Raw genomic sequence first — 21019 nt, forward strand, 5'->3', positions numbered from 1 at the left:
ATGCAATTGTGATCTAGATCACTGAAAAACTCTCAGGAAAGTCCTTTTGGCCCCTGAGTGCCGCATGCGCTCTCAGGAACCGCCCGACTAATTGAGGGATATATGTGCTCGTGCACAGTTGAAGCACAGGAAACATGGCCTCGACGTCAGGAGTCGGTTTGGCGGGCGCGGAATGCGGCGACATGCGTGCGGTTCGCGCAGGTGCCGGAATCGCAGAAGCGCTTCGAGCGATTGCGGGTGAAATCGGCAAGGTAGGCATTGCAGTCCTCGGCGGCGCAGAGTCCGAGCCTGTCGAGGTCGCCGCTGCGGATCAGGTCGATGAGGACCAGCGCCACGTCGGCGGCGACCCGATCGGCGAGGCTCGCCGACTGACCCACTGCGTGCAGGTGCCAATCCCAGTCCCCATGTCTGACCAACTGTGGCAGTGCACCGGCCCATTGAAGTGTGACATTGACCTCACTGACGATGCGCTCTGTGGCTTTCGAGGCCTCGGATTCCGTCTCGGCGTCAATGCTGGCATCGAGGGCGATGGCGAAGCGTTCACGAAGCTCCCGGGTCTCTTTGACGTCGGCCTTCGTGGCCGTCAGCGGGCCAGAGAAGTCGTGTCGGGCCGCGAATCCGTGGAGTCCGGCGGTCGTCGTCAGCTCGTCTCCCTCCTCGGCGATGGCGCCGGAAGTGTTCAGCAGATCGACGAGCATGGTGAGGTTCGATCGAATGTCATTGGCGAAAGTCATCGTGGGTCACATTCTTCCACACTATGTAAGGACCAAAGCGCATTTGACTCATTTCGCAGCAGTGGTGAATACTTCATATGGAGCGGGCTCGTGCCCGCACAGCGCGCGTCGCGTCAGCGACCGATCGGCAGATCTCGGTCGCTCTCGGGCCACCCACATCTCCGCAGTTCTCACTCACACACCACATCTGTTCCAAGCCACATCTGTTCCACATCGCATCTGAACCGCACCACAACTCACCCGCATGCACCACCTCGGCGAGGGCACCTGTCCGCGTCGAATCCGCACACGTCCCAGGAGGTCAAGAATGAATCGCACCGTCGTCATGGGGTTCCTGCTGACTCTTGCCTCCGCGTTCTTCTTCGCGGTCTCCGGGCCGATTGCGAAGACGATGTATCTGACCGGATGGACGCCGGGCTCTGTCGTGCTCATCCGACTCGCGGGCTCGGCGGTTCTGCTGCTCATCCCCACCCTCATCGCTCTGCGCGGGCGCTGGGATGAAGTGCGGGCCAACTGGAAGACGGTGCTCACCTACGGACTCGTGTCGATGGCCGGCGTCCAGGGCTTCTACTTCGTCGCCGTCGAACACCTCACCGTGGCCGTGGCGCTGCTGCTCGAGATGACGGCGCCCATGCTCCTCGTGTTCTGGATCTGGGCGCGGACTCGGACCCGACCGGCGACGGTGACCTTCATCGGCGTGGTGGTCTCGATGGTCGGACTCCTGCTCGTCCTCGACCTCCGCAACTCTGACATCAGCGTCTTCGGTGTCATCATGGCACTCGCTGCCGCGGTGTGCCTGGCCAGCTACTTCCTGGTCTCTGCGAAGGACTCCATCAACGTTCCGCCGGTGGCCCTGACCGGCCTGGGCATGGGAATCGGAGCGCTCGTGATGGCCGTCATCGTGCTCGCGGGGGTCATGCCGGCCGGCGCCGTCGCTTCCGATGTCGACTTCGGCGGATACAAGGTCTCCTGGATCCTTCCCATGGCGATGATCGTCGTCTTCACCGTGGGCGCCTACATCACGGGCATCCTGGGTCTTCGCTACATCGGGGCGACCATCGGCTCGTTCCTCAACCTCGTCGAGGTTCCGTTCTCCGTGATCGTGGCATGGTTCGTCCTGTTCGAACTGCCAGCACCCATTCAGCTCTTCGGCGGCGTGTTCATCGTCGGCGGCGTCGGCTTCATCAAATGGGGCGAGTCGCGCCTGGCTCGTCGGGTGGCCTCCCGCGAGGTCGTCGTCACCTCGGAGGAGCTCGCCCCGGTCTGAAGTGCGGTGCGGCTGATAGCTTGAACGCATGGGCCACATCGAAATCAATGACGTCTCGTACACTCTGGCCGATGGCAGACCGCTGCTGAACTCGGTGTCCTTCCGCGTCGGTGACGGCACGAAGGCCGCACTCATCGGTGCCAACGGGGCCGGGAAGACCACCCTCCTGCGACTCCTCACCGGTGAACTCACACCCGACGAAGGCTCCGTGTCTCACACCGGCAGCGTCGGAATGATGCGTCAGTTCATCACCGCAGACACCGTCGCCGAGGCGCTCGAGGAGTTGGCACCGAAACGTATCCGCTCCGCCGCCGCCGTCGTGAGGCGGGCCGAGGAGAAGCTGCTCGGGCCCGACAGCGAATCGACCGCCGTGCAGATGTCCTACGCCTCTGCGCTGGGCGAATGGGGTGAAGCAGGAGGCTACGAAGCGGAGGTGCTGTGGGACACGTGCACCACCTCGGCGCTGGGGATGGGCTTCGAGCAATGCCGGGATCGGTCGATCTCGACGCTGTCGGGAGGCGAGCAGAAGAAACTCGTCCTCGAAGCGCTCCTGCGCGGGCACAACGACATCCTCATCCTCGACGAACCCGACAACTTCCTCGACGTTCCGGGCAAGCGCTGGCTCGAAGAGGCGCTGGCCGAGACCGGCAAGAGCGTCCTCTTCGTCTCTCACGATCGCGAACTCCTGGCCCAGGCGGCATCGGAGATCATCACCCTGGAGCTCTCGGCCGCGGGCAACACGGCCTGGGCCCATCCCGGCGGTTTCGGCAGCTACCACGAGGCGAGGAAGTCCCGATTCGAACGGCTGGAGGAGATGGGCAAGCGGTGGGATGAGGAGCACTCCAAACTCAGGGCTCTCGTGCAGATGTACAAGCAGAAGGCTGCCTACAACTCCGACATGACCTCGCGCTATCGTGCCGCGCAGACTCGGCTGGAACGCTTCGAGACGGCCGGGCCGCCACAGGCGATTCCGCGCGAGCAGAACCTGGGTATGCGGCTCAAGGGCGGACGAACCGGAAAGATCGCGATCGTCGCGGACCAGCTGGAGCTTTCCAATCTCATGCTGCCCTTCGACCTCGAGGTCCGCTACGGCGATCGGGTTGCCGTCCTCGGATCGAACGGTTCGGGCAAGTCCCACTTCCTGCGGCTGTTGGCCGCCGGGGGCAGCGATCCGGAATCTGAGCATCGGCCGGTCTCCGACGTCGACATCCCACCCGTCGAGCATGAAGGGCGAGCGAGATTGGGAGCCAGGGTCCGGCCGGGGTGGTTCGCCCAGACTCATGGACGGCCAGACCTGATGGGCAGAAGCCTGCTCGGCATTCTGCACAGGGGCGATGAGCACCGCAGCGGCCTCCCGCGAGAGCCGGCCTCGCGCGCACTCGCCCGCTATGAGCTGGCAGGAGCTGCGGAGCAGACCTTCGACTCACTCTCCGGCGGCCAGCAGGCGCGGTTCCAGATCCTCCTGCTCGAACTCGCCGGGGCCACATTGCTGCTGCTCGACGAACCCACGGACAACCTCGACCTGGTCTCTGCCGAAGCGCTCCAGGACGCGCTGGCAGCCTTCGACGGCACGGTCATGGCGGTCACGCACGATCGCTAGTTCGCCCGGGACTTCGACAGGTTCTTAGTCTTCGGCTCCGACGGAGACGTCTACGAGTCCACGACCCCGGTCTGGGACGAGGGCCGCGTGGTCCGCTCGCGAGGCTGAGCCATGGCGCGAAAGCTCGCTCAGCGGACCTCGATGTCGTAGCTGTAGCCCTGTTCGGTGAGGAAGCGGCGGCGCTGGGCCGCGAAGTGCTCATCGACGGTGTCTGCGGCGACGACGGTGTAGAACGTCGCCGAGCCCATGTCCTCCTTCGGTCGCAGGATCCGGCCAAGACGCTGGGCCTCCTCCTGCCGGGACCCGAAGGCGCCGGAGACCTGGATCGCCACCGAGGCGGCGGGCAGGTCCACTGAGAAGTTCGCGACCTTCGACACCACAAGCACTGGGATCTGGCCCGTGCGGAACTCGCGGAACAGCTCCTGGCGCTGCGATTCCGGGGTCTGCCCTGTCAGCACGGGTGCGTCGAGGCCTGCCCCGATCTCCTCGAGCTGATCGAGGTACTGCCCGATGACGAGGATCTGCGCATCGGGATGGTCGGCGACGAGCTCGCGCACGATCGGCAGCTTCGCATCCGAGGTGGCCGCGAGTCGGTACCGGTCCTCACCATCGGCACGTGCATAGGCCGTGCGTGTTCCTCCGTCGAGGCGCACGCGGATTTCGTGACAGGAGGCGGTGGCGATGTAGCCGAGTCGTTCGAGTTCCTTCCACGGCACCTCGTACTGCTTGGGCCCGATGAGGGAGAACACCTCGTCCTCTCGCCCATCCTCACGGACCAGAGTCGCCGTGAGTCCGAGCCGCCGCCTGGCCTGCAGGCTCGCGGTCAGACGGAAGATCGGTGCCGGCAGAAGATGGACCTCGTCATAGATGACCAGCCCCCAGTCCTTGGCATCGAGGAGTTCCAGATGCAGGTAGGAGCCCTTACGGCGGGTCGTCAGCACCTGATAGGTGGCGATGGTAATCGGCCGGATCTCCTTCGTCGATCCCGAGTACTCCCCGACCTCGTCCTCGGTCAGCGAGGTGCGTGCAAGGATCTCGTCTTTCCACTGTCGGGCGGCGACGGAGTTCGTCACGAGGATCAGCGTCGTCGTCTGCACCCGCGACATCGTGGCCACCCCGACGATGGTCTTGCCCGCACCGCAGGGCAGGACGACGACACCGGACTCTCCGCTCAGGGAGTGGTCGATCGCCTCCTTCTGATAGTCGCGCAGATGCCACTGCCCGCCATGGGCATCATCGGACAGGGCGATCTCGTGGGCCTCACCGTCGACATAGCCGGCATGGTCGGAGACGGGATGACCCAGCTGCAGCAGCGCATGCTTGAGCTCACCGCGCTCCGAAGGATGGACGAGGACAGATTCGGCATCGAGGGATTTGCCGAACTTGCCCACAAGATCCGGCTGGCTGATGAGCGAGGCGAGCAGATCGGTGTCGCTCGAGGTCAGGGTCAGTCCGTGGATCGGATTGTCGACGAGGGTGAGGACTCCGAAGCGATCCATGATGTCGACGATGTCGACGAGCAGCTCATGGGGCACCGGGTACTTCGCGAATTCGAGGAGGACGTCGACGACGGATTCCGCGTCATGTCCGCTGGCCCGGGCATTCCACAGCCCCAAAGGGGTGATCGTGTAGGTGTGGATGTACTCCGGCGTCCGCGACAGCTGCGCGAACGGCGCGATCGCTACGGCCGCCTCGACGGCCAGGGGGTGCCCCGACTCCAAGAGCACAGTCCGGTCGGACTGCACGATCAACGGACCGTTCATGTAAGTTCCTGCTTCTTTCCACGCCGAGGTGACTTCCGAGGGCACAACGCCTGCACCCTCAGGATTGTTCCTCCACCCCGTCGGACCCAACGCCGGCCACATCGACGCTGACGATGCGCGCGATCGACAGGGACGCCTCGGCGCCGGTGGTCTTCACCTTGCCCCGCACGCGCCCACCGTTGACAGTGCCCGGGAACATGTCGATGACGCGCTCCTTCCCGTGCGAGTCGGCGAGCGTGATCGTGACCTGCTGGCCCGCCTCGGCGGCTTCTCGGAGGCGATCCATGTGTCCCAGCGGCTCGTCCGTGCTCGTGGCCGGGGCCGAGCGAGCCCCGGGGGAGCGCAGAATGCGGATGTAATCGTCGAGGTGGGCATCGTCGACCCGTGCGCGTTTGCGCAGATGTACCTCCGGGTCGGCCTGAGTGATGACCTTGCGCTTGCGCACCGGTCCCGAGGGCGAGTGCAGCATGGCATGGTGCTCGGCGGATTCGAGCAGGTGCATGGTGCGTTCGGGCCCCAGCTGCCCGATCGCCACGGTCGGCGTCAGGCGTTCCAGGCCGGCCGGCATCATGGCCTGGTCGGAGAGGATGACGTCGAGGTCGACGGGGTCATCGACGACGAGGACGGCGCGGGCACCGGCAACCCGGACCCGGCGCAGCTTCGAAGCCGTGTTCTCGACGAGGAAGTTCAACGTCGACGGCAGGGCCTCGGCGCTGATCTCGGCGAGTTGGGCCAAGGCATCCTCGGCGCTGACGCCGGCCTGCATGCTCGCTTCGATCGTGTCCGCGTCGATGCGATACACGGTGCCCTGCCCGCGAGCTTCGACGACGGCGAACCTGCGCAGGATGTGATGGACCCTGGGTTCGATGGGCCCAGTCGCCACAGCGGTGAGGTCGGACTGGATGAGCACGGTCTCGACCTCATCGACGAGCCCGAGCCCCACCGCTTCGACGACATCGGTGGGCACATCGAGACCCTCGAGACTGAAGTTCACCGGTGCGATCGACGGGTCGTGGGCGGCCTGGTCGCTCATCGCTTGGCGCAGGCCCTCGGCGAGGAGGACTCCGAACCGGCTGGGCCCGAAATGCTCGGAATTCTGCAGCGGAGTCGTCGCCAGACCGAAGGCACCGGCGGTGTGCAGGATCGCTTCGGTCATCGCGAAATCGTGCGCGGGGATGAGCGGATGGGTGGCCAGGACCTGCGCGTGGATCCATTCGGCGGAGCGTGAGGATCCCTGCCCGATGTCGCGCAGAATCTCCACGATCGTGAAGCGCAGCAGCGGCATCGTCGGCTGCGATTGGCTGAACCCCTTGAACAGGGACTTCTTCGGAGAGGCGAGAACGGTGAGGCGTTCGTTGGCGCTCGCCCCGGCCGCCAGCTGGGTGACGTCGAGGGGTTCGCGCAGCCAGGACGTCATCAGTGCAGCCCACAGCTGCGCCCTGTCGCCTTCGAGGACATCGGCGGCATCGTCGCTGGCCGTCCACTGAGGATCCAGCGGGTCATCGAGTACGCCGATGAGGTTCAGCGACTTCGCTGCGAGCAGCAGGGTGATCGTCTGCTCGAGCCCCAGGTCGATGGTCTTCCCGATCCGTGTGACGTCCCGCTTGGAGATGCCGCCGCTGGTCAGGCGGGAGATCGGGGAGCTGGCCAATTCATCGACGAGCCCGCGCAGGGAGGAGATGACCTCTGCGACTGCGGCACGTTCGCTGTTGTGGATGAGCGCCGTCGGGATCTTCTCGGCGCTCGTGTCGAGCTCGGACGTCGCAACCTGCCACGGATGTGCCCGCGCGGATTCGGCCGCCGAGGTGGGCAGCAGCGTGATGGCCTCCGATTGGATTCGCCAGGTGGTTTCAGACGAGGGCCAGGCCAGGCCCAGGTCGCGCAGCCGGGGGAGGACCACCTCGGCGAGGGTGTCGTCGATATGACGATTCTCACCCACGGTGATGTCGGCCGAGGTGCGTGCTGCCTTGGCCATGTCGATGAAGACGTCGAGCTGGGTTGAGGTCAGTGCTTCGATGCCTCGGGAGACGCCGATGCGCGAGGAAGCTGCCGCGGCCAGCGAGGGGATCGTCGGAGACTCTGGTTGGAGGAGATCGCGACGGGTCCGGACGAAGGACTCGAAGTCGGTATCGGAACTGTGGGACAGCCACTGGCTGAAGGTCATTGACATCGCTGTTCAGCTTACCGTGAGGGTTACAATAGATGGGTAGAAGACCTTCGTAGATCTCGGAAAGGACGAGCATTGTCAGCCAAGCGTGTCGACACCATCATCGTCGTCGTAGCCGTTGCCGCCGCCCTGATCGGCGCAGTCGCGCTCATGGGCGTACTGGGCCAGGCCTGGATGGGCTACGCCCCGTCGCACCTGCTGACATATCTGCCGATGATCCTCCTCCCGATCGCATTCGCCTTGGTCGCACTGGCCCTGGTCAGAGCAGCACTGAGACGCAGACAGACCGAGGTGGGCCAGAGCTGAAACTCTCCCGCGGGCGCTGTCGCCGGCACACGCACTTCCGCTGAAGCGATCGCCTCGCAGCGAGGTGCGGGGTGGTCGCGAAGTCAGCGCCGAGCGCCAACCCCACCATGACGGCTCCGCGCCGAGGCTGGCCACAGTCACCGTCGGCTTCTAGGGCGAATCGGTCGTTGTTCGGCCAGCACCGGCCAGCACACCGTTTCGACTGACGTTCGGGCGATGAGACGGCAAACGAGCACACCGGACGAGCACACAGCGAGATCGGATCCGGATCGGATCCTGGGCCGCGTCGTCGCAGCCGGGCGAAGCCACCGCAGTCCGGCAGAAATGCGGTCAGGCGAAGCTGCGGTCAGGTCGAACTGTCGGCTGAGCGAAGCGATGGGGGCAGATTCTGAGGCCATGCACCACTGAGCATCACCATGTACGAGCTTGACGAACCACCAGCAACACCAACTACCAGCAACACCGACTACTAGCAATACCAACTACGAGCAGCACCAGGAAAGGACATCATGCCAACCGGACGCGTGAAATGGTTCGACGTCGATAAGGGCTTCGGCTTCGTCATCGCCGAGGACGGCTCACAGGCCTTCCTCCACTCCTCAGTCCTGCCCGAGGACGCTGAGGTCACCAAGGGCACCCGCCTCGACTACGATGTGGTCGATTCCCGACGCGGGGCCCAGGTCCTCAAGGCCAGGCTGCTCTCCGGCCCGGCCAAGGTGGCGAAGGTCCGCCGACGCCCGGCCGAAGACATGGCAGTTATGGTGGAAGATGTCATCAAAGTACTCGATGACCTCAACAACGGACTGCAGCACGGCCGCTACCCCGATTCTTCCCACGGGAACAAGGTAGCCTCACTGCTGCGGGCAATTGCCGACGATTTGGAGTCCTGATGTCATCACTCTTCAGTGATTGGTTGGCCGGCCAGAGTGCCGAGCCGACGAACGACCCTGCGCCCGCCGAGGCGGCGTCGGCTGCTGAAGCACCTGTCAAGGCTGAGGCCGCAGCGCCGGTGAAGCCGGCCAAGGCGCCGCGGGCGAGCTCCGAGAAGGTCGTCCTCGATACACAGCTGGCCGCGGCCATCGACACTGCGCGTTCTGCCATCGCCGAGGTTGCCGGCAGTTCCGTGATCGGTGACCACTTGGGCACGCTGGCCGAGGGTACCCGCCTGGTCACCCACTACTTCGCGTGCACCGATCCGACCTACCGCGGTTGGCGCTGGGTCGCGGTGCTCGCCCGTGCCCCTCGGTCGAAGAAGGTCACGGTCTGCGAGACGGCGCTGCTGCCCGGCCCCGACTCCCTCGTCGCACCGGAATGGATCCCCTGGGATCAGCGTGTGGAACCCGGCGATCTGACTCCTCGCGACACCCTGCCGAAGGTCGAGGACGATCCGAATCTGCAGCAGGGCTTCGAACAGGTCGAAGAGACCTCGGACGGCAATCTGGACGAGATACCGAATTTTGAGTTCGGGCTCGGCCGCCGCCGGGTGCTCTCGCCCGAAGGCATCTCATCGGCCGCTACCAGGTGGGCCGAATCGGAGACCGGCGCTGAATCGGATTTCGCGGCGAAGGCCTCGGCCCACTGCTCCAGCTGCGGATACCTCATGCCGCTGGCCGGATCGCTGAGACAGAAGTTCGGAGTCTGCGCGAACGGCTGGTCCCCGGCCGACGGCAAGGTCGTCGCACTCGACTTCGGCTGCGGAGCCCATTCGGAGACCGACGTCAGCCGGCAGGGCACAGATCCTGCCGAAGCCGTCGTTGACGACTACTCCGCCGGCGAACTCGAGTTCCAGGAGGGCTGACACACCGAGATGGCGCACACGTTCCGGTCACTGGCTGAACCGAACTACCGACATTGGTTCGCCGGTGCACTGATCTCGAACACTGGAACGTGGATGCAGAGGACGGCCCAGGACTGGCTCGTCCTCACCTACCTGACGAACAACAATGCTTCGGCCCTGGGCATCACCATGGCGCTGCAGATGGGCCCACAGCTCATCATGTTCCCCTTCGCAGGAGCGATCGCCGACAGGTTCTCCAAGCGCAAGCTGCTCATGGTCACCCAGACGCTGCTGGGGGCCGTAGGACTGCTCCTGTTCGTGCTCGTCATCACCGACGTCATCGTCCTCTGGCACGTTTACCTGACGGCTCTGGCCCTGGGCATTCTGGCCACCCTCGACAACCCTTCCCGACAGGCTTTCGTCTCTGAGCTCGTCGGTGAGAAGCTGCTTCCCAACGCAGTCAGCCTCAACTCCGCATCGTTCAACGGTGCCCGCATGATCGGCCCCGCCGTCGCCGGCGTGCTGACGGCACTCATCGGCGCCGGGCCGGTGTTCTTCATCAGCGGACTCGGGTTCGCTGCGACCCTGACGGTGCTCATTCGTCTGGATCAGACCCGGCTGCACCCCTCGGGGCGCAGGGGCAAGGGCGGGATTCTGGGTGGTTTCAAATACCTGCGCAGACGTCCCGATGTGACGATCGTGCTGGTCGTGCTCTTCATCGTCGCGACTTTCGGATTCAACTTCAACATCTACACAGCCACCATGGCCAAGATCGAGTTCGGCAAGGACGCCAGCGGCTTCGGTCTGCTCAACTCCGTCATGGCGATCGGATCCGTGACCGGAGCACTCGCCTCGGCGAAGCGGGAGAAGCCGAGGCTGCGTTTCATCTTCGGCGCGGCAGGCGGATTCGGCCTTGCGGTGGGAACAGCATCTCTGATACCCAACTACTTTGTCTTCGCGGCTTCGCTGATGCTCGTCGGCTTCGCGTCGTTGACGATGATGACCTCGGCCAATGCCTATGTTCAGACGACGACTCCCGCGCACTATCGCGGTCGGGTCATGGCGATCTACGCAGCCGTCGTCATGGGCGGGACTCCCATCGGTGCCCCGCTGGCCGGCTGGGTCGCCGATACGTACGGACCGCGGATGGCGATGGGCGTCGGAGCCGCCTCGGGCATCATCGCCTTCAGCGTCGGCCTGGTGTGGATGATCGTGTCGAAGAACCTGCGCCTGAGCTATGACCCCAAATCTCGCATCCGTCTCCACGTGAGCTATCTCGGCCGGCCCTGAGTGCCGAGCTTGAGGCTGGGAGCTAGCTCGGCAGTCGTCCGCCATCCTGAGCGTGACGCGGAGCTTGGTCCCTTAATATTGGGAGCCCCATGAGCAACAGATCGGACAGACAGTGAACGCGGACATTCTCACCTCGGTGCTGGTCGGACTGGCGATCCTCGTCGGCTGCCTCGGCATCATCCTGCCCGTTCTGCCGGGATCCATCCTCATCGCGATTGCCGTGCTGGTGTGGGCGATCGTCATCGGTGGGCCGATGGCCTGGATCATCTTCGCCATCGTCGCAGTCTTCGTCGCCGGCGGCATGAGCGCCTCCTTGGTGCTCACAGGCAGAAAGCTCAAGGCGATGCAGGTCCCCAACAAATCCGTGCTGCTGGCCGGCGTCCTCGGCATCATCGGGTTCTTCGTGATTCCCGTCGTCGGCCTGCCGATCGGCTTCATCGCCGGCCTCTACCTCGCCGAACACATGCGCCTTCAGGACGCCAAGGAAGCCTGGGACTCCAGCTGGGAATCACTCAAGGCGATCGGCATCGGCACCGCTCTCGAGTTCCTGCTCGCCCTGCTGGCAGCCATCACCTTCGGCATCGGAACCCTCATCCACTTCCTCGGCTGAGGCCCGGGGCCGGAGCCGAAGCCACCTGCACCCTCGGAAGCCGGGGGCCACTTATGCCGTCGGGAGACGGGGGCCACCTGTGCAAAAGGCACCGTTAGTGCGGAAAACAACCGTTGCAACAAGGAGTTTTCGACCTGGCGGTGCCTCGTGCCGGTTCTTTGCACCACATCACGCACCGGTAGTCGCACGTCCTCCCGCCGGCCACTTCGCCCACAGAGAGTTCAGCACCCCGCACCCGCAGCTCCTAAACACCCCTTTGCAGTGAGATGTTTTGGAGCTGCGGGTGCGGGGTGCTGAAAGTGTTCGCCGGGAACGGCACCGACCCCGTCGGCACCCGGAGTGACGAAGCTTCAGGCCAGGGCGCCCGGCCCGAACGAAGATTCAGGCCAGGGCGTCGATGACGAAGTCGATGCTTGCCAGCAGGGCTTTGACGTCCTCGGGATCGACGGAGACGAACGTTGCGATGCGCAGCTGGTTGCGGCCCAGCTTGCGATAGGGCTCGACGTCGACGATGCCGTTGTTGCGCAGCACCGAGGCGACGAGGGCCGCATCGACCGAATCGTCGAAGTCGATGGTGGTCACGACCGATGAGCGATCCTCAGGGTTCTCGACGAAGGGATGAGCCACCTCGGCGGCATCGGCCCAGTCGTAGACGAAACCGGAGGTTTCACGGGTGCGGGCGGTGGCCCACTCGAGGCCGCCGTTGCCGTTGATCCACTCGATCTGCTCGGCCAGGAGCACCAGCGTCGTCACGGCCGGGGTGTTGTAGGTCTGATCCTTGCGGGAGTTCTCGATCGCGGTCACGAGATCCAGGGACGCGGGGATCCAGCGGCCCGAATCCTTGATCTCCTGGGCACGGGCGATGGCCTTCGGAGACATGATCGCCACCCACAGGCCGCCGTCGGAGCCCATGTTCTTCTGCGGTGCGAAGTAATAGACATCGGTCGCGGTGATGTCGACAGGAAGACCACCGGCACCTGACGTGGCGTCGATGACGACGAGCGCGTCCTCGTCGATGTCCTCGGGGCGGGTGATCGTAGTGGCGACACCGGTCGAGGTTTCGTTGTGCGGCCAGGCATAGACGTCGGCCGCAGCATCGGAGGACCCGGCCGCCTCGGCGAAGGAAGCGGGGGAGGGGATGGCTGAGGTGCCTGGCTCGGCCTTGAGGATCAGCGAGTCCTGCAGGTGTGGGGCCTCATCGGTGGCCTTGGCGAACTTCTGACCGAACTCGCCGAATGTCGCGTGTGCGGCCCGCTGGCGCACGAGTCCGAAGGCGGCGACGTCCCAGAAGGCGGTGGATCCGCCGTTGCCGAGGACAACCTCGTAGCCTGAGGGCAGGTTGAAGAGTTCGGCCAGGCCGGTGCGGATGCGACCGACCAGCTTCTTCACGGGTGCTTGGCGGTGGCTGGTGCCCAGCACATTGGCGGCGGCGGAGTTCAGCGCCTCGATCTGGGCTTTGCGGATGCGAGCCGGACCGGCTCCGAATCGTCCGTCGGCGGGCAGGAGTTCGTTTGGGATCGTTATATTCGTGGCAGTCACGCTCGACATTCTACGACGCACCCACGTGTGGGCGATGACCGGCATCGTCATGGGGAGACATGTCAGGGCTGGATCGAGTCCTGTCCGACGGTTGCTTCGGCGATGAGTTGTGCGCTCATGCGACGACGTGTGCAGGTCGCCGATGACTCGTGTCACCGGCTCGCCGTAGAGTGAAGGTATGAGTGAGCCAGTCGACCGATTGCCGCAGACCCGGAAGTCCTACGAGTCACCGACCTTCGACCATCCCGAGGTCTCGCCGCTCGCGCTGTTTCGACAGTGGTACGACGAGGCCGCGGAGCACGTCCGCGAGCCGAACGCGATGACGGTCTCAACCCTCGACGAATGGGGACCGTCCTCACGGATCGTTCTGCTCAAGGGCATCGATGAGACCGGGTTCATGTTCTTCACCGACTACGACTCCGCCAAGGGGCGTCAGCTGCGCGCCGATCCACGAGTGGCCGTGAACTTTCCCTGGCACGACATGGAACGACAGGTCAGGATCAGGGGCCTCGCCGAGGAGGTCGCACCCGAGGACTCGGACGCGTACTTCGCCGTGCGCCCCCATGGGTCCCAGATTGCGGCCAGTGTGTCGAAGCAGTCCCAGCCCGTGAGCGGACGGGAGCAGATGCAGACAGAATACGATGCCGCCTTCGCAGAGTACGCGGACAAGGAGGTGCCCCGACCCGATCACTGGGGAGGATTCCGAGTCCGCGTCTTCGAGATCGAGTTCTGGCAGGGGCAGAAGAATCGGTTCCACGATCGGTGGGCATTCCGCCGTGCAGATGGCAGTCACGAGCCGGCGGATCTCTCAGAGGCGGCCGCGTGGAACCCTGTCCGTCTCTACCCCTGAATTCGGCTTCAGCTGAGACGAGGAAGCAGCGAAATAATCGCCTCACTTCAAGCGTTGAGCGGGCAGGCGGGATCATGGTCCAGGCGTCGAGGTCGAAGGATCGCCCCGGTGATTCCTCCATTGCGCATTGAGCGGTCGACGTCAACGTCGGTTGAACATACGTGATTGGACGTACGCGGGATAGGATTGTTGCTGAGAACGCCTGAAATGGTCGAATGGGCCTGAAGACGAAGAGTGGAGTGGCTGGTCTGAAGTGAACGACCTCATTGATACAACTGAGATGTACCTCAAGTCGATCATCGAGCTTGAGGAGCAGTCGATCGTGCCGCTGCGCGCTCGAATCGCTGAACGTTTGGATCACTCCGGTCCCACCGTTTCACAGACCGTGGCGCGGATGGAGCGTGACGGACTGCTGCATGTGAGCAACGACCGTCATCTGGAGCTGACGGCCGAGGGACGTCGGATCGCCACCGAGGTGATGCGCAAGCACCGATTGGCCGAACGGCTCCTCGCCGATGTCGTCGGACTCGATTGGGAACTCGTCCACGACGAGGCATGCCGATGGGAGCATGTGATGAGCGAGCAGGTCGAACGCAAACTCGTCACCCTGCTCCCCGAGATCGCTTCGGGCCCGTACGGCAACCCGATCCCCGGCCTTGACATGATCGGTGGAAAGCAGACGCCAGGCACCGAGGTCGTCGATCTGGCGACGGCTGTCGCTCGCGACGGGGCGAAGGAGCTTCGAATCGCCTGGTTGGCTGAACCCCTGCAGGTCGACATCCACCTGCTGCAGCAGTTCCAGGTCGCAGGTGTTCTGCCGGACAGCGATGTCGAGATCTCACGCAACGGTGAGTACATCACGGTCCAGGTTCCGGGTGCACAGGATGTGCTCGACCTGCCGTTGGATACTGCTTCACACGTATTCGCCTATAAGAAGTAAGTTCCTTCCCGAGGCAGCCCTCGGCAAGAAGTGAACTTTGCCGAGTGGTCGGCCCTGTAGAGAATGAAGCTTCGTCGAGAAGCAAGCCTCGTTGGCAGAACCGGCGCCGAGACAGCTCGGTCACGGCCGATGGTCTCGATCAGGATCGATTTGTTACAAAATGCTGTTGAGCACGGCCCAGGGAGTGTCAGAACACCCCCTGGGCCGTGTCGTATAACGCGCCAATGTTACGAACATTTACGTCAATTTTAGGCCTCTGACCTGCACGTTTATGGAAAACCTCCGTAGTGGCGGACGAGGTTCGTGACAGAAACGTGACAATCGGTCACTGATTGGTTACAGTTGTGGAGGTTGTTCACGAAAGTGACGACTTTGCCTCGAGAGCCGCGCGCCACGCTCGATGCGAAATTTCTAAGGACCGAGAGTGGCGGTTGGGATTCTTTCCAATAGGTGACGAGAGGGAAACGTGGCAATTAAGCAGCATGGCCGCCGCGCCGCTGAAGCCAAGGTCAAGACTCCATTGACCGAACTGACAGAAATCCTGAACGCCAACTCCGCCGTCTTCGGACGCCGCGCAGCCGTTGTCGCTGCCAGCGGTGGTCTGCTCACCGCAGCAGTCCTTCCGGCAGCAGGACAGGGAGCCGACGACAACGTCGCAGTCTCCGCCGAGTCAGAAGCTCAGACACAGGTCGAGTTCAAGAACCAGACCGCGACCGTCAATGCTGACGACGATTCCAAGGACAAGGACAAGAAGCAGGACTCCTCCTTCAGCGCCGACGTCCAGACCGTCACCGCCAAGGCTGCTCCGAAGCCTGAGCCGAAGCCAGAACCCGTTGAGACCGCCGAAGACACTTCAGGCGATTCCGCAAACGCCGGCACCTCAGATTCCGGTGACAAAGGCGAGAGCAAAGGCTCCGATGCCGGTTCGATCGACGGCTCCAAAGCCGAGCAGGTCATCGGCTGGGCCGGCAAAGGCGTCGGCACCCCATATGTTTACGGTGGAACCTCGCAGAGCGGCTGGGACTGCTCCGGTTACACCGCCTGGGTCTACGGCAAGGTCGGCGTCAACCTTCCTCGCAGCTCCGGTGCACAGAAAGCAGCCGGCCAGGTCGTCTCCCAGTCGGAGGCCAAGCCCGGTGACCTCATCTGGCACCCAGGTCACGTCGGCATCTACGCCGGTGACGGACAGATGTACGACGCCGGATCCCCAGGGTCAGGCACCTCGAAGCGTAGCTACAGCTGGATGGGTGACGTCACCTTCATCCGCGTTCTCTGATTCAGTTCACTCAGAAACTCCCCGCCTGACTCGACGGTCCTCGAGTCAGACGGGGAGTTTTTGCGTACCTGATTGTCAGAAATCCGCGCCATGCCAACCATGTGCTTGAGCTGCCGACCACACTGCAAGGTGAACGGCAATGAAAGAATCCGTGACGCGAGTGATATGAATTCGGTCACAGGAGATGGTCGGAGTTAGTCTTAATAAGATTGAGTTGGCGTAAGTGATGGGAAATCAGATGGGCCACAGTCGGATAGTGCGAATAGCCGCTCCAGTTTCTGGCGCGGAGTACATATCTGTGTCTGCCCCTTCTTTCAAGGCGTTGTGCTGCGGCACGGCGCCTTTCGCGTTTCCCGGGCCCGTGTCGATCGGCGGGGTCCACACTCACACGAAGATGAGGGGCGGGATATGAAGACTCTCGTGCTGAATGCCGGATATGAACCACTGTCGATCGTTCCGTTCACCAGGGCAGTGGTCCTGGTGCTCACGGGCAAAGCGACAGTCCTGGCCGCCGAGGATGTTCCGGTGAGATCCGAACATCTGAATCTGGACCAGCCATCGGTCATTCTGCTGACACGTTATGTGAGGCCTCCTCATGACCGCCGGGTCTCCCTTTCCCGGCGAGGTGTGCTGCGCCGCGACAACCACCGCTGTGCCTACTGCGCAAAGCCCGCGACGACGGTTGATCATGTCGTTCCACGCTCACGTGGCGGGGTCAACAGTTGGGAGAACCTCGTGGCTTGCTGCCGTGAGTGCAACAACCGCAAGGGCAACAGGTCGTTGGCCGAAATCGGGTGGAAGCTCAGCTTCCAACCTCAGGAGCCGCGAACCGGTCAGTTCTGGATGCGCGGCATCGACAAGCCGGTCGAACAGTGGCGTCCGTTCCTGGAGCTCTCCAGAGCCGCCTGATGCGAACATCGTTCCTGCTTGTCGCCGCAATGTCCGAACTGTGGCCCAATTCGGATAACGATGTGACATAGGCACAGGTCTCCGATCGATTCTGATTTAGGGTGGAGGCGAGAGAAGTTCGCTTCAAGATGAGGAGCTTGCGATGAATGAGCAAGACCGACCCCAGAACGACGATGCATCACCGGCTGGGGAGCCCGAAGCCGTTGTCGTCGGCATCGACGGTTCACCGCCCAGCCGCAATGCTCTGGCGTGGGCCATCCAGGAAGCGAAGTCCCTGGACAAGCCGATCCGCCTGGTTGGTGCCTACACGATCCCGAGCGTGGCTGCGGCCGCGATCGATGTCTCCTACGTTCCGATCGACGACACTTCGATCCGTGCGGCGGTGACGAACACGCTGAAGGAAGCCGCCGCCGAGGTGAAGTCCGCCGGTGTGCCAGTCGAAGCAGTCATTGAGATCGGTGACGCAGCCGGTGTCCTCATCGACGAATCGAAGTCGGGAAGCCTGGCTGTCGTCGGCTCCCGCGGTCGCGGCGGATTCGCCGGGCGTCTGCTCGGCACCGTCTCCAGCGCCCTGCCGGCCCATTCTGCCTGCCCGACCGTCGTCGTTCCCTCCGCGTGGCAGTCCGATGCGGAGAAGACCGCACATCCCACATCCTCACGGCCCATCCGTCAGGACGGCATCGTCGTCGAAGAGCCCGACCCCAATGTCGAAGCCATCGAGGGACTGCGTTTCGACGGCAAGGTCGTCGTCGGCGTCGATTCCCTCGGCGCCGAGTCTCCGGCACTGTGGAAGGCCGCTCGACTGGCCGTGCGCCGGGGATCGCCGCTGCACATCGTTGCCGTCATCACCACGACGGTCATCGGCCCGGAATGGCTGCCGAGCACCGCGGATCTCGAGCGACTGGTCAATGAGGGCGCTGACAAGCTCGTTGTGGCCAAGCAGCGCCTGCAGGCCGAGTTCCCGAACCTCGACGTCACCTGGACCCTGTTCGACGGTCAGCCCGCCGAGGTGCTCGTTCGAGCTTCTGACACCGCCGAGGTGCTTGTCATCGGTTCTCGCGGTCGTGGAGGCTTCGCCGGACTGCTCCTTGGTTCGACCTCACAGTCAGTGCTGCCGTACTCGCAGTGCCCGACCATGGTCGTCCGCGTCACCCGCGACCACAACAAGCGTCGACACGATGGAGAGATCCCTGAGCCGGGGCTGTGATGCTTGGCCCCACTGCACCTGGCTCTGGAACCGTGCCTGTCATTGCTAGTCGGCGATTGCCTCGATGACGACGTTGTCGGCTGATCGACCGGAGCTGCGCTGCAGACACGTGAGGATGACGAGGCGGCCGGGTTCATCGGCCCACACGCGATCATCACCGGAGATGTCGGTCTTGGGCACGGTGTAGGAGTCGGTGACCGTGTAGTCCCGGTCTTGGAGGGTGATCGACTCACCCTGTTCAACAGTCGGCTCTCCCGCATCGACATCGATGAGCGTGTTCCCGGGCAGCTCGGCTCCTTGCACGGAGTGGATGGCGACATAGGTCGTGCCGCGCTCGGGGTGGTCAGGGGTGCCGTGGTTACGCACAACGTAGCCATTGTGCAGCCCTGGGGGATTGATCGCGCCGTTGACCTCGGACATGGTCTCCAGCCCGGTATCAAGCCCTACCGACGGGATCTGGAATTCTCCGTCGAGGGCTTCGATCTGCATATCCTCGACGTCGGCGTCGCTTGGCGGCTCTTCCAGCTGAACATCGGTCTGACTATCGGCGGTGTTCTGTTCATCGGTGAGGCCCTGAGTGAGCATCCATGCGCCTGCGCAGATGAGCGCAATGATGACAACCGCGACGGGGATGGACCACCAGTCACGAAAAATTCGTGCCGACATGGTTTCCTTTCATATGGCGGTGGCGGCCACCGAAGCAGTGGCCGCCACCGAGTCATGATTGAATCGTCAGCTGTCCGTCTTGTGACGGCGAAGTGTTCCGAGGATGAGCCCTGCGGCCACGGTCAGCAGTCCGATGCCGCCGACGAGGTGCCAATTGGGGCCACCGTCGGACGAGTCAACGTACGCACCGGTCTTCACGACCGGGTTGTCGTCTGGCTTATCCGCCTCGGGAACGGCGATTTCCACGGTCTCCGAGGGCACACCGTATTCATGCGAGAAGGCTTCGTTCGATCCGGAGGCAGGAGCCGAGGCCACGAATGTCACCGACTTCTCCTCGCCGGGCTTCACGAAGTCGGCATCGAGTGCGAGCTCGTCCGTCTCGAAGTCGACGGTACCGTCTTCATCACAGGTGACATCGGGAGTGAAGGTTTCAAGCAGCTCCGCGTCCTCGGGGATGGTCTCGGACTGGGTGATGGTTCCGTCTTCGGCATACACCTCGACCTTGGCATCTTCGATGGTTTCACCCGGTGCGCAGTGGTCAAGGCGAACCTTGTCGGTGACCTTGGCCGGGAGCTCAGTGATCTCTGTGACCGAGACCTGCGAAGACACCTGTGGGGTGTAGAGGCCCTGGTAGGAATCCGATGCCTGAGCCGTTGTCTCCTGCCCCTCAATGACAGCTTGCAGGCTCGCACGATCATAATCATCGGCGTCGAAGTCCTTGGGATTCCACTGGGTCACCGAACCAGTCGGCAATCCCGAGAAGGTCACTGATACAGAGACATCGGGAACTTCGTCGGTGAACTCGAGGGGCACCTCGACTGACGATTCGCCGGACGTGATCTCCGTCGTCTCAGGCTCGGCGCCGTCGACAGTCAGCTCACCGTCGAATCCGGGAACGCTGACGCCCTCGGAGTTGACCAGCGAGACAACCGCAGCCGATGAGTCCTCGTCAATGGTGACCTCGGCCTTATAGGTGCCGTCTCCGGCATACTTCGCGGCTTCGTCGCCCATGAGTGCCGAGAGGTCGTAGGCGTCGGGAAGTACGTCATCGTAGAACGCGTCTGCACCGATGTCCTTGAGGTTCTGAGAGTCCTCGTTCCACCCGATTCCATCGGTGACCTCTTTTAGGCTGCGGTCATCGAGAATGTCGCGGTGGTCGATTTCATCAGAACTGTGCACGTGCGCGCCGATGGCCATGTCATGAGCCATCTGATCGGCTTGATCGTCGCGGGGCTCGTCCCATTTCGCGAGGATATAGGCCAGCTCAGGGGCTTCGACGGATGATCTGCCGCCTTCGTCGTAACCATTGCCCATAGGTTGGGTCAGGCCCCGGTCGATGCACCAGACGCGACTGCCGGAGAGGACACCTGACGAGGGAATGTAGGCACCGTACATGGTGGCGTTGTCGACGCCGCCCTGGTTGTCCGTCTCAGGGTTTGTGGTGACACCGGTGAAATCAGGTTCGCCCTCGTACGCGCTGAGCTGGGGGCCGAGTTCGGGAGCAGCCATTGCCGGAGACGATAGGAGGGTGCTCCCGGCGATCAGTGCAATCGTTGTGCCGACTACGGGGAGACGTCTGCGGAGGTGCCGCATGTTCTGGTCCTTCCTGGGGTGCGCCACGAGGTGTCGGCCTTCGACTCCGCGTGGTTGGGCGCAAGGCAGATTGCCGTTGCTCGCTCCCACCTCGATAGTATAGACGCAGCAAGGATGATTGTCCTGTTGAGTTGCTGCTGATCTCGCCATTCTGGTCTTGGCGCCCATCGTTGCCGAGGGGCAGGGGTGTACTTCGAGGTATGACCGCGCACGCGGTATCGCTGCATCGCCGGATTCCAGGCGCCGATGAGGCCGGCGACTGTTGCGGCGGGCCCAGGCAAGCAAGGCGATGAACTGAGCGCAGGTGCGCAATGTGCAGCGGTCGAAGGGGGATGTGGAACCGAGACGGATCTGATCCGCAGTTGTGATGGCGCCCCCGGGCAGATTCGAACTGCCGGCACCCGCTTTAGGAGAGCGGTGCTCTATCCCCTGAGCTACGGGGGCGATGTGGCCTTCTTCGACCACGACCACCCAGTGTAGCGTAGAAGAAACCTGGATGTTTCACGGTGTGCCAGCACCTATTAT

17 protein-coding genes, 1 tRNA gene and 1 pseudogene are annotated in these 21019 nt (G+C 63.4%); 12 read left to right on the top strand and 7 right to left on the bottom strand.

Annotated elements, in window-relative coordinates:
- Positions 1-146: 146 nt before the first annotated feature.
- Positions 147-734, bottom strand: a complete 588-nt coding sequence (locus HU144_RS06940; RefSeq protein WP_235350703.1) for a CGNR zinc finger domain-containing protein — start codon at positions 732-734, stop codon at positions 147-149.
- Between the two features lie 307 nt (positions 735-1041).
- On the opposite strand from HU144_RS06940, the gene HU144_RS06945 reads away from it, so the two are divergent.
- Together HU144_RS06945 and HU144_RS06950 are read left to right on the top strand one after the other, a co-directional pair.
- The gene (locus HU144_RS06945; protein WP_235350704.1) at positions 1042-2001 is read left to right on the top strand and encodes an EamA family transporter; all 960 of its coding nucleotides are present in this window, start codon (positions 1042-1044) and stop codon (positions 1999-2001) included.
- 28 nt (positions 2002-2029) lie between these two features.
- Positions 2030-3709, top strand: a pseudogene (locus tag HU144_RS06950) (ABC-F family ATP-binding cassette domain-containing protein).
- 20 nt (positions 3710-3729) lie between these two features.
- Here HU144_RS06950 and HU144_RS06955 read toward each other — a convergent pair.
- The gene (locus HU144_RS06955) at positions 3730-5364 is read right to left on the bottom strand and encodes a DNA repair helicase XPB (RefSeq protein WP_198396538.1); all 1635 of its coding nucleotides are present in this window, start codon (positions 5362-5364) and stop codon (positions 3730-3732) included.
- Between the two features lie 58 nt (positions 5365-5422).
- Positions 5423-7534 carry a helicase-associated domain-containing protein gene (locus tag HU144_RS06960; RefSeq protein WP_235350705.1) on the bottom strand — a complete coding sequence of 704 codons (2112 nt, stop codon included), beginning with the start codon at positions 7532-7534 and terminating at the stop codon, positions 5423-5425.
- Between the two features lie 72 nt (positions 7535-7606).
- On the opposite strand from HU144_RS06960, the gene HU144_RS06965 reads away from it, so the two are divergent.
- The 5 genes from HU144_RS06965 (at position 7607) to HU144_RS06985 (ending at position 11514) form a co-directional block, all read left to right on the top strand.
- On the top strand, positions 7607-7837 hold the full coding sequence (locus HU144_RS06965; protein ID WP_235350706.1) for a hypothetical protein: 231 nt from the start codon (positions 7607-7609) through the stop codon (positions 7835-7837).
- 509 nt (positions 7838-8346) lie between these two features.
- Positions 8347-8727: a cold-shock protein gene (locus HU144_RS06970; protein WP_143920554.1), complete on the top strand. Its 381-nt coding sequence runs from the start codon at positions 8347-8349 to the stop codon at positions 8725-8727.
- Positions 8727-9635: a DUF3027 domain-containing protein gene (locus HU144_RS06975; RefSeq protein WP_235350707.1), complete on the top strand. Its 909-nt coding sequence runs from the start codon at positions 8727-8729 to the stop codon at positions 9633-9635. The genes HU144_RS06970 and HU144_RS06975 overlap by 1 nt, the downstream gene beginning before the upstream one ends.
- Positions 9636-9644: 9 nt before the next feature.
- Positions 9645-10904, top strand: coding sequence for an MFS transporter (locus HU144_RS06980; protein ID WP_235350708.1), 1260 nt, complete (start codon positions 9645-9647; stop codon positions 10902-10904).
- Between the two features lie 112 nt (positions 10905-11016).
- Positions 11017-11514 carry a DUF456 domain-containing protein gene (locus tag HU144_RS06985; RefSeq protein WP_235350709.1) on the top strand — a complete coding sequence of 166 codons (498 nt, stop codon included), beginning with the start codon at positions 11017-11019 and terminating at the stop codon, positions 11512-11514.
- 381 nt (positions 11515-11895) lie between these two features.
- On the opposite strand, the gene serC is transcribed toward HU144_RS06985, so the two are convergent.
- Positions 11896-13053, bottom strand: coding sequence for a phosphoserine transaminase (gene serC, locus HU144_RS06990; protein ID WP_235350710.1), 1158 nt, complete (start codon positions 13051-13053; stop codon positions 11896-11898).
- A gap of 178 nt (positions 13054-13231) precedes the next feature.
- On the opposite strand from serC, the gene pdxH reads away from it, so the two are divergent.
- The 5 genes from pdxH (at position 13232) to HU144_RS07015 (ending at position 18235) form a co-directional block, all read left to right on the top strand.
- Positions 13232-13903: a pyridoxamine 5'-phosphate oxidase gene (gene pdxH / locus HU144_RS06995; protein WP_235350711.1), complete on the top strand. Its 672-nt coding sequence runs from the start codon at positions 13232-13234 to the stop codon at positions 13901-13903.
- Between the two features lie 253 nt (positions 13904-14156).
- A complete protein-coding gene (locus tag HU144_RS07000) occupies positions 14157-14843 on the top strand; it encodes a metal-dependent transcriptional regulator (protein WP_235350712.1) in 687 nt (228 codons plus the stop codon).
- Between the two features lie 466 nt (positions 14844-15309).
- Positions 15310-16119, top strand: coding sequence for a C40 family peptidase (locus HU144_RS07005; RefSeq protein WP_235350713.1), 810 nt, complete (start codon positions 15310-15312; stop codon positions 16117-16119).
- 408 nt (positions 16120-16527) lie between these two features.
- Positions 16528-17028: an HNH endonuclease gene (locus tag HU144_RS07010; RefSeq protein WP_235350714.1), complete on the top strand. Its 501-nt coding sequence runs from the start codon at positions 16528-16530 to the stop codon at positions 17026-17028.
- Positions 17029-17170: 142 nt separating this feature from the next.
- The gene (locus HU144_RS07015; RefSeq protein WP_235350715.1) at positions 17171-18235 is read left to right on the top strand and encodes a universal stress protein; all 1065 of its coding nucleotides are present in this window, start codon (positions 17171-17173) and stop codon (positions 18233-18235) included.
- A 45-nt stretch (positions 18236-18280) separates the two neighbouring features.
- Here the strand turns inward: HU144_RS07015 and HU144_RS07020 are convergent, their stop codons facing one another.
- The 3 genes from HU144_RS07020 to HU144_RS07030 form a co-directional block, all read right to left on the bottom strand.
- Entirely contained in the window at positions 18281-18901 is a 621-nt protein-coding gene (locus HU144_RS07020) for a class F sortase (RefSeq protein ID WP_235350716.1), read from the bottom strand.
- 66 nt (positions 18902-18967) lie between these two features.
- The gene (locus HU144_RS07025; RefSeq protein ID WP_235350717.1) at positions 18968-20410 is read right to left on the bottom strand and encodes a hypothetical protein; all 1443 of its coding nucleotides are present in this window, start codon (positions 20408-20410) and stop codon (positions 18968-18970) included.
- Positions 20411-20862: 452 nt separating this feature from the next.
- Positions 20863-20938 (bottom strand) — tRNA-Arg (locus tag HU144_RS07030).
- Positions 20939-21019 lie beyond the last annotated feature (81 nt).

This window comes from Brevibacterium sp. UCMA 11752, assembly GCF_021532235.1.
Taxonomy (GTDB): domain Bacteria; phylum Actinomycetota; class Actinomycetes; order Actinomycetales; family Brevibacteriaceae; genus Brevibacterium; species Brevibacterium antiquum.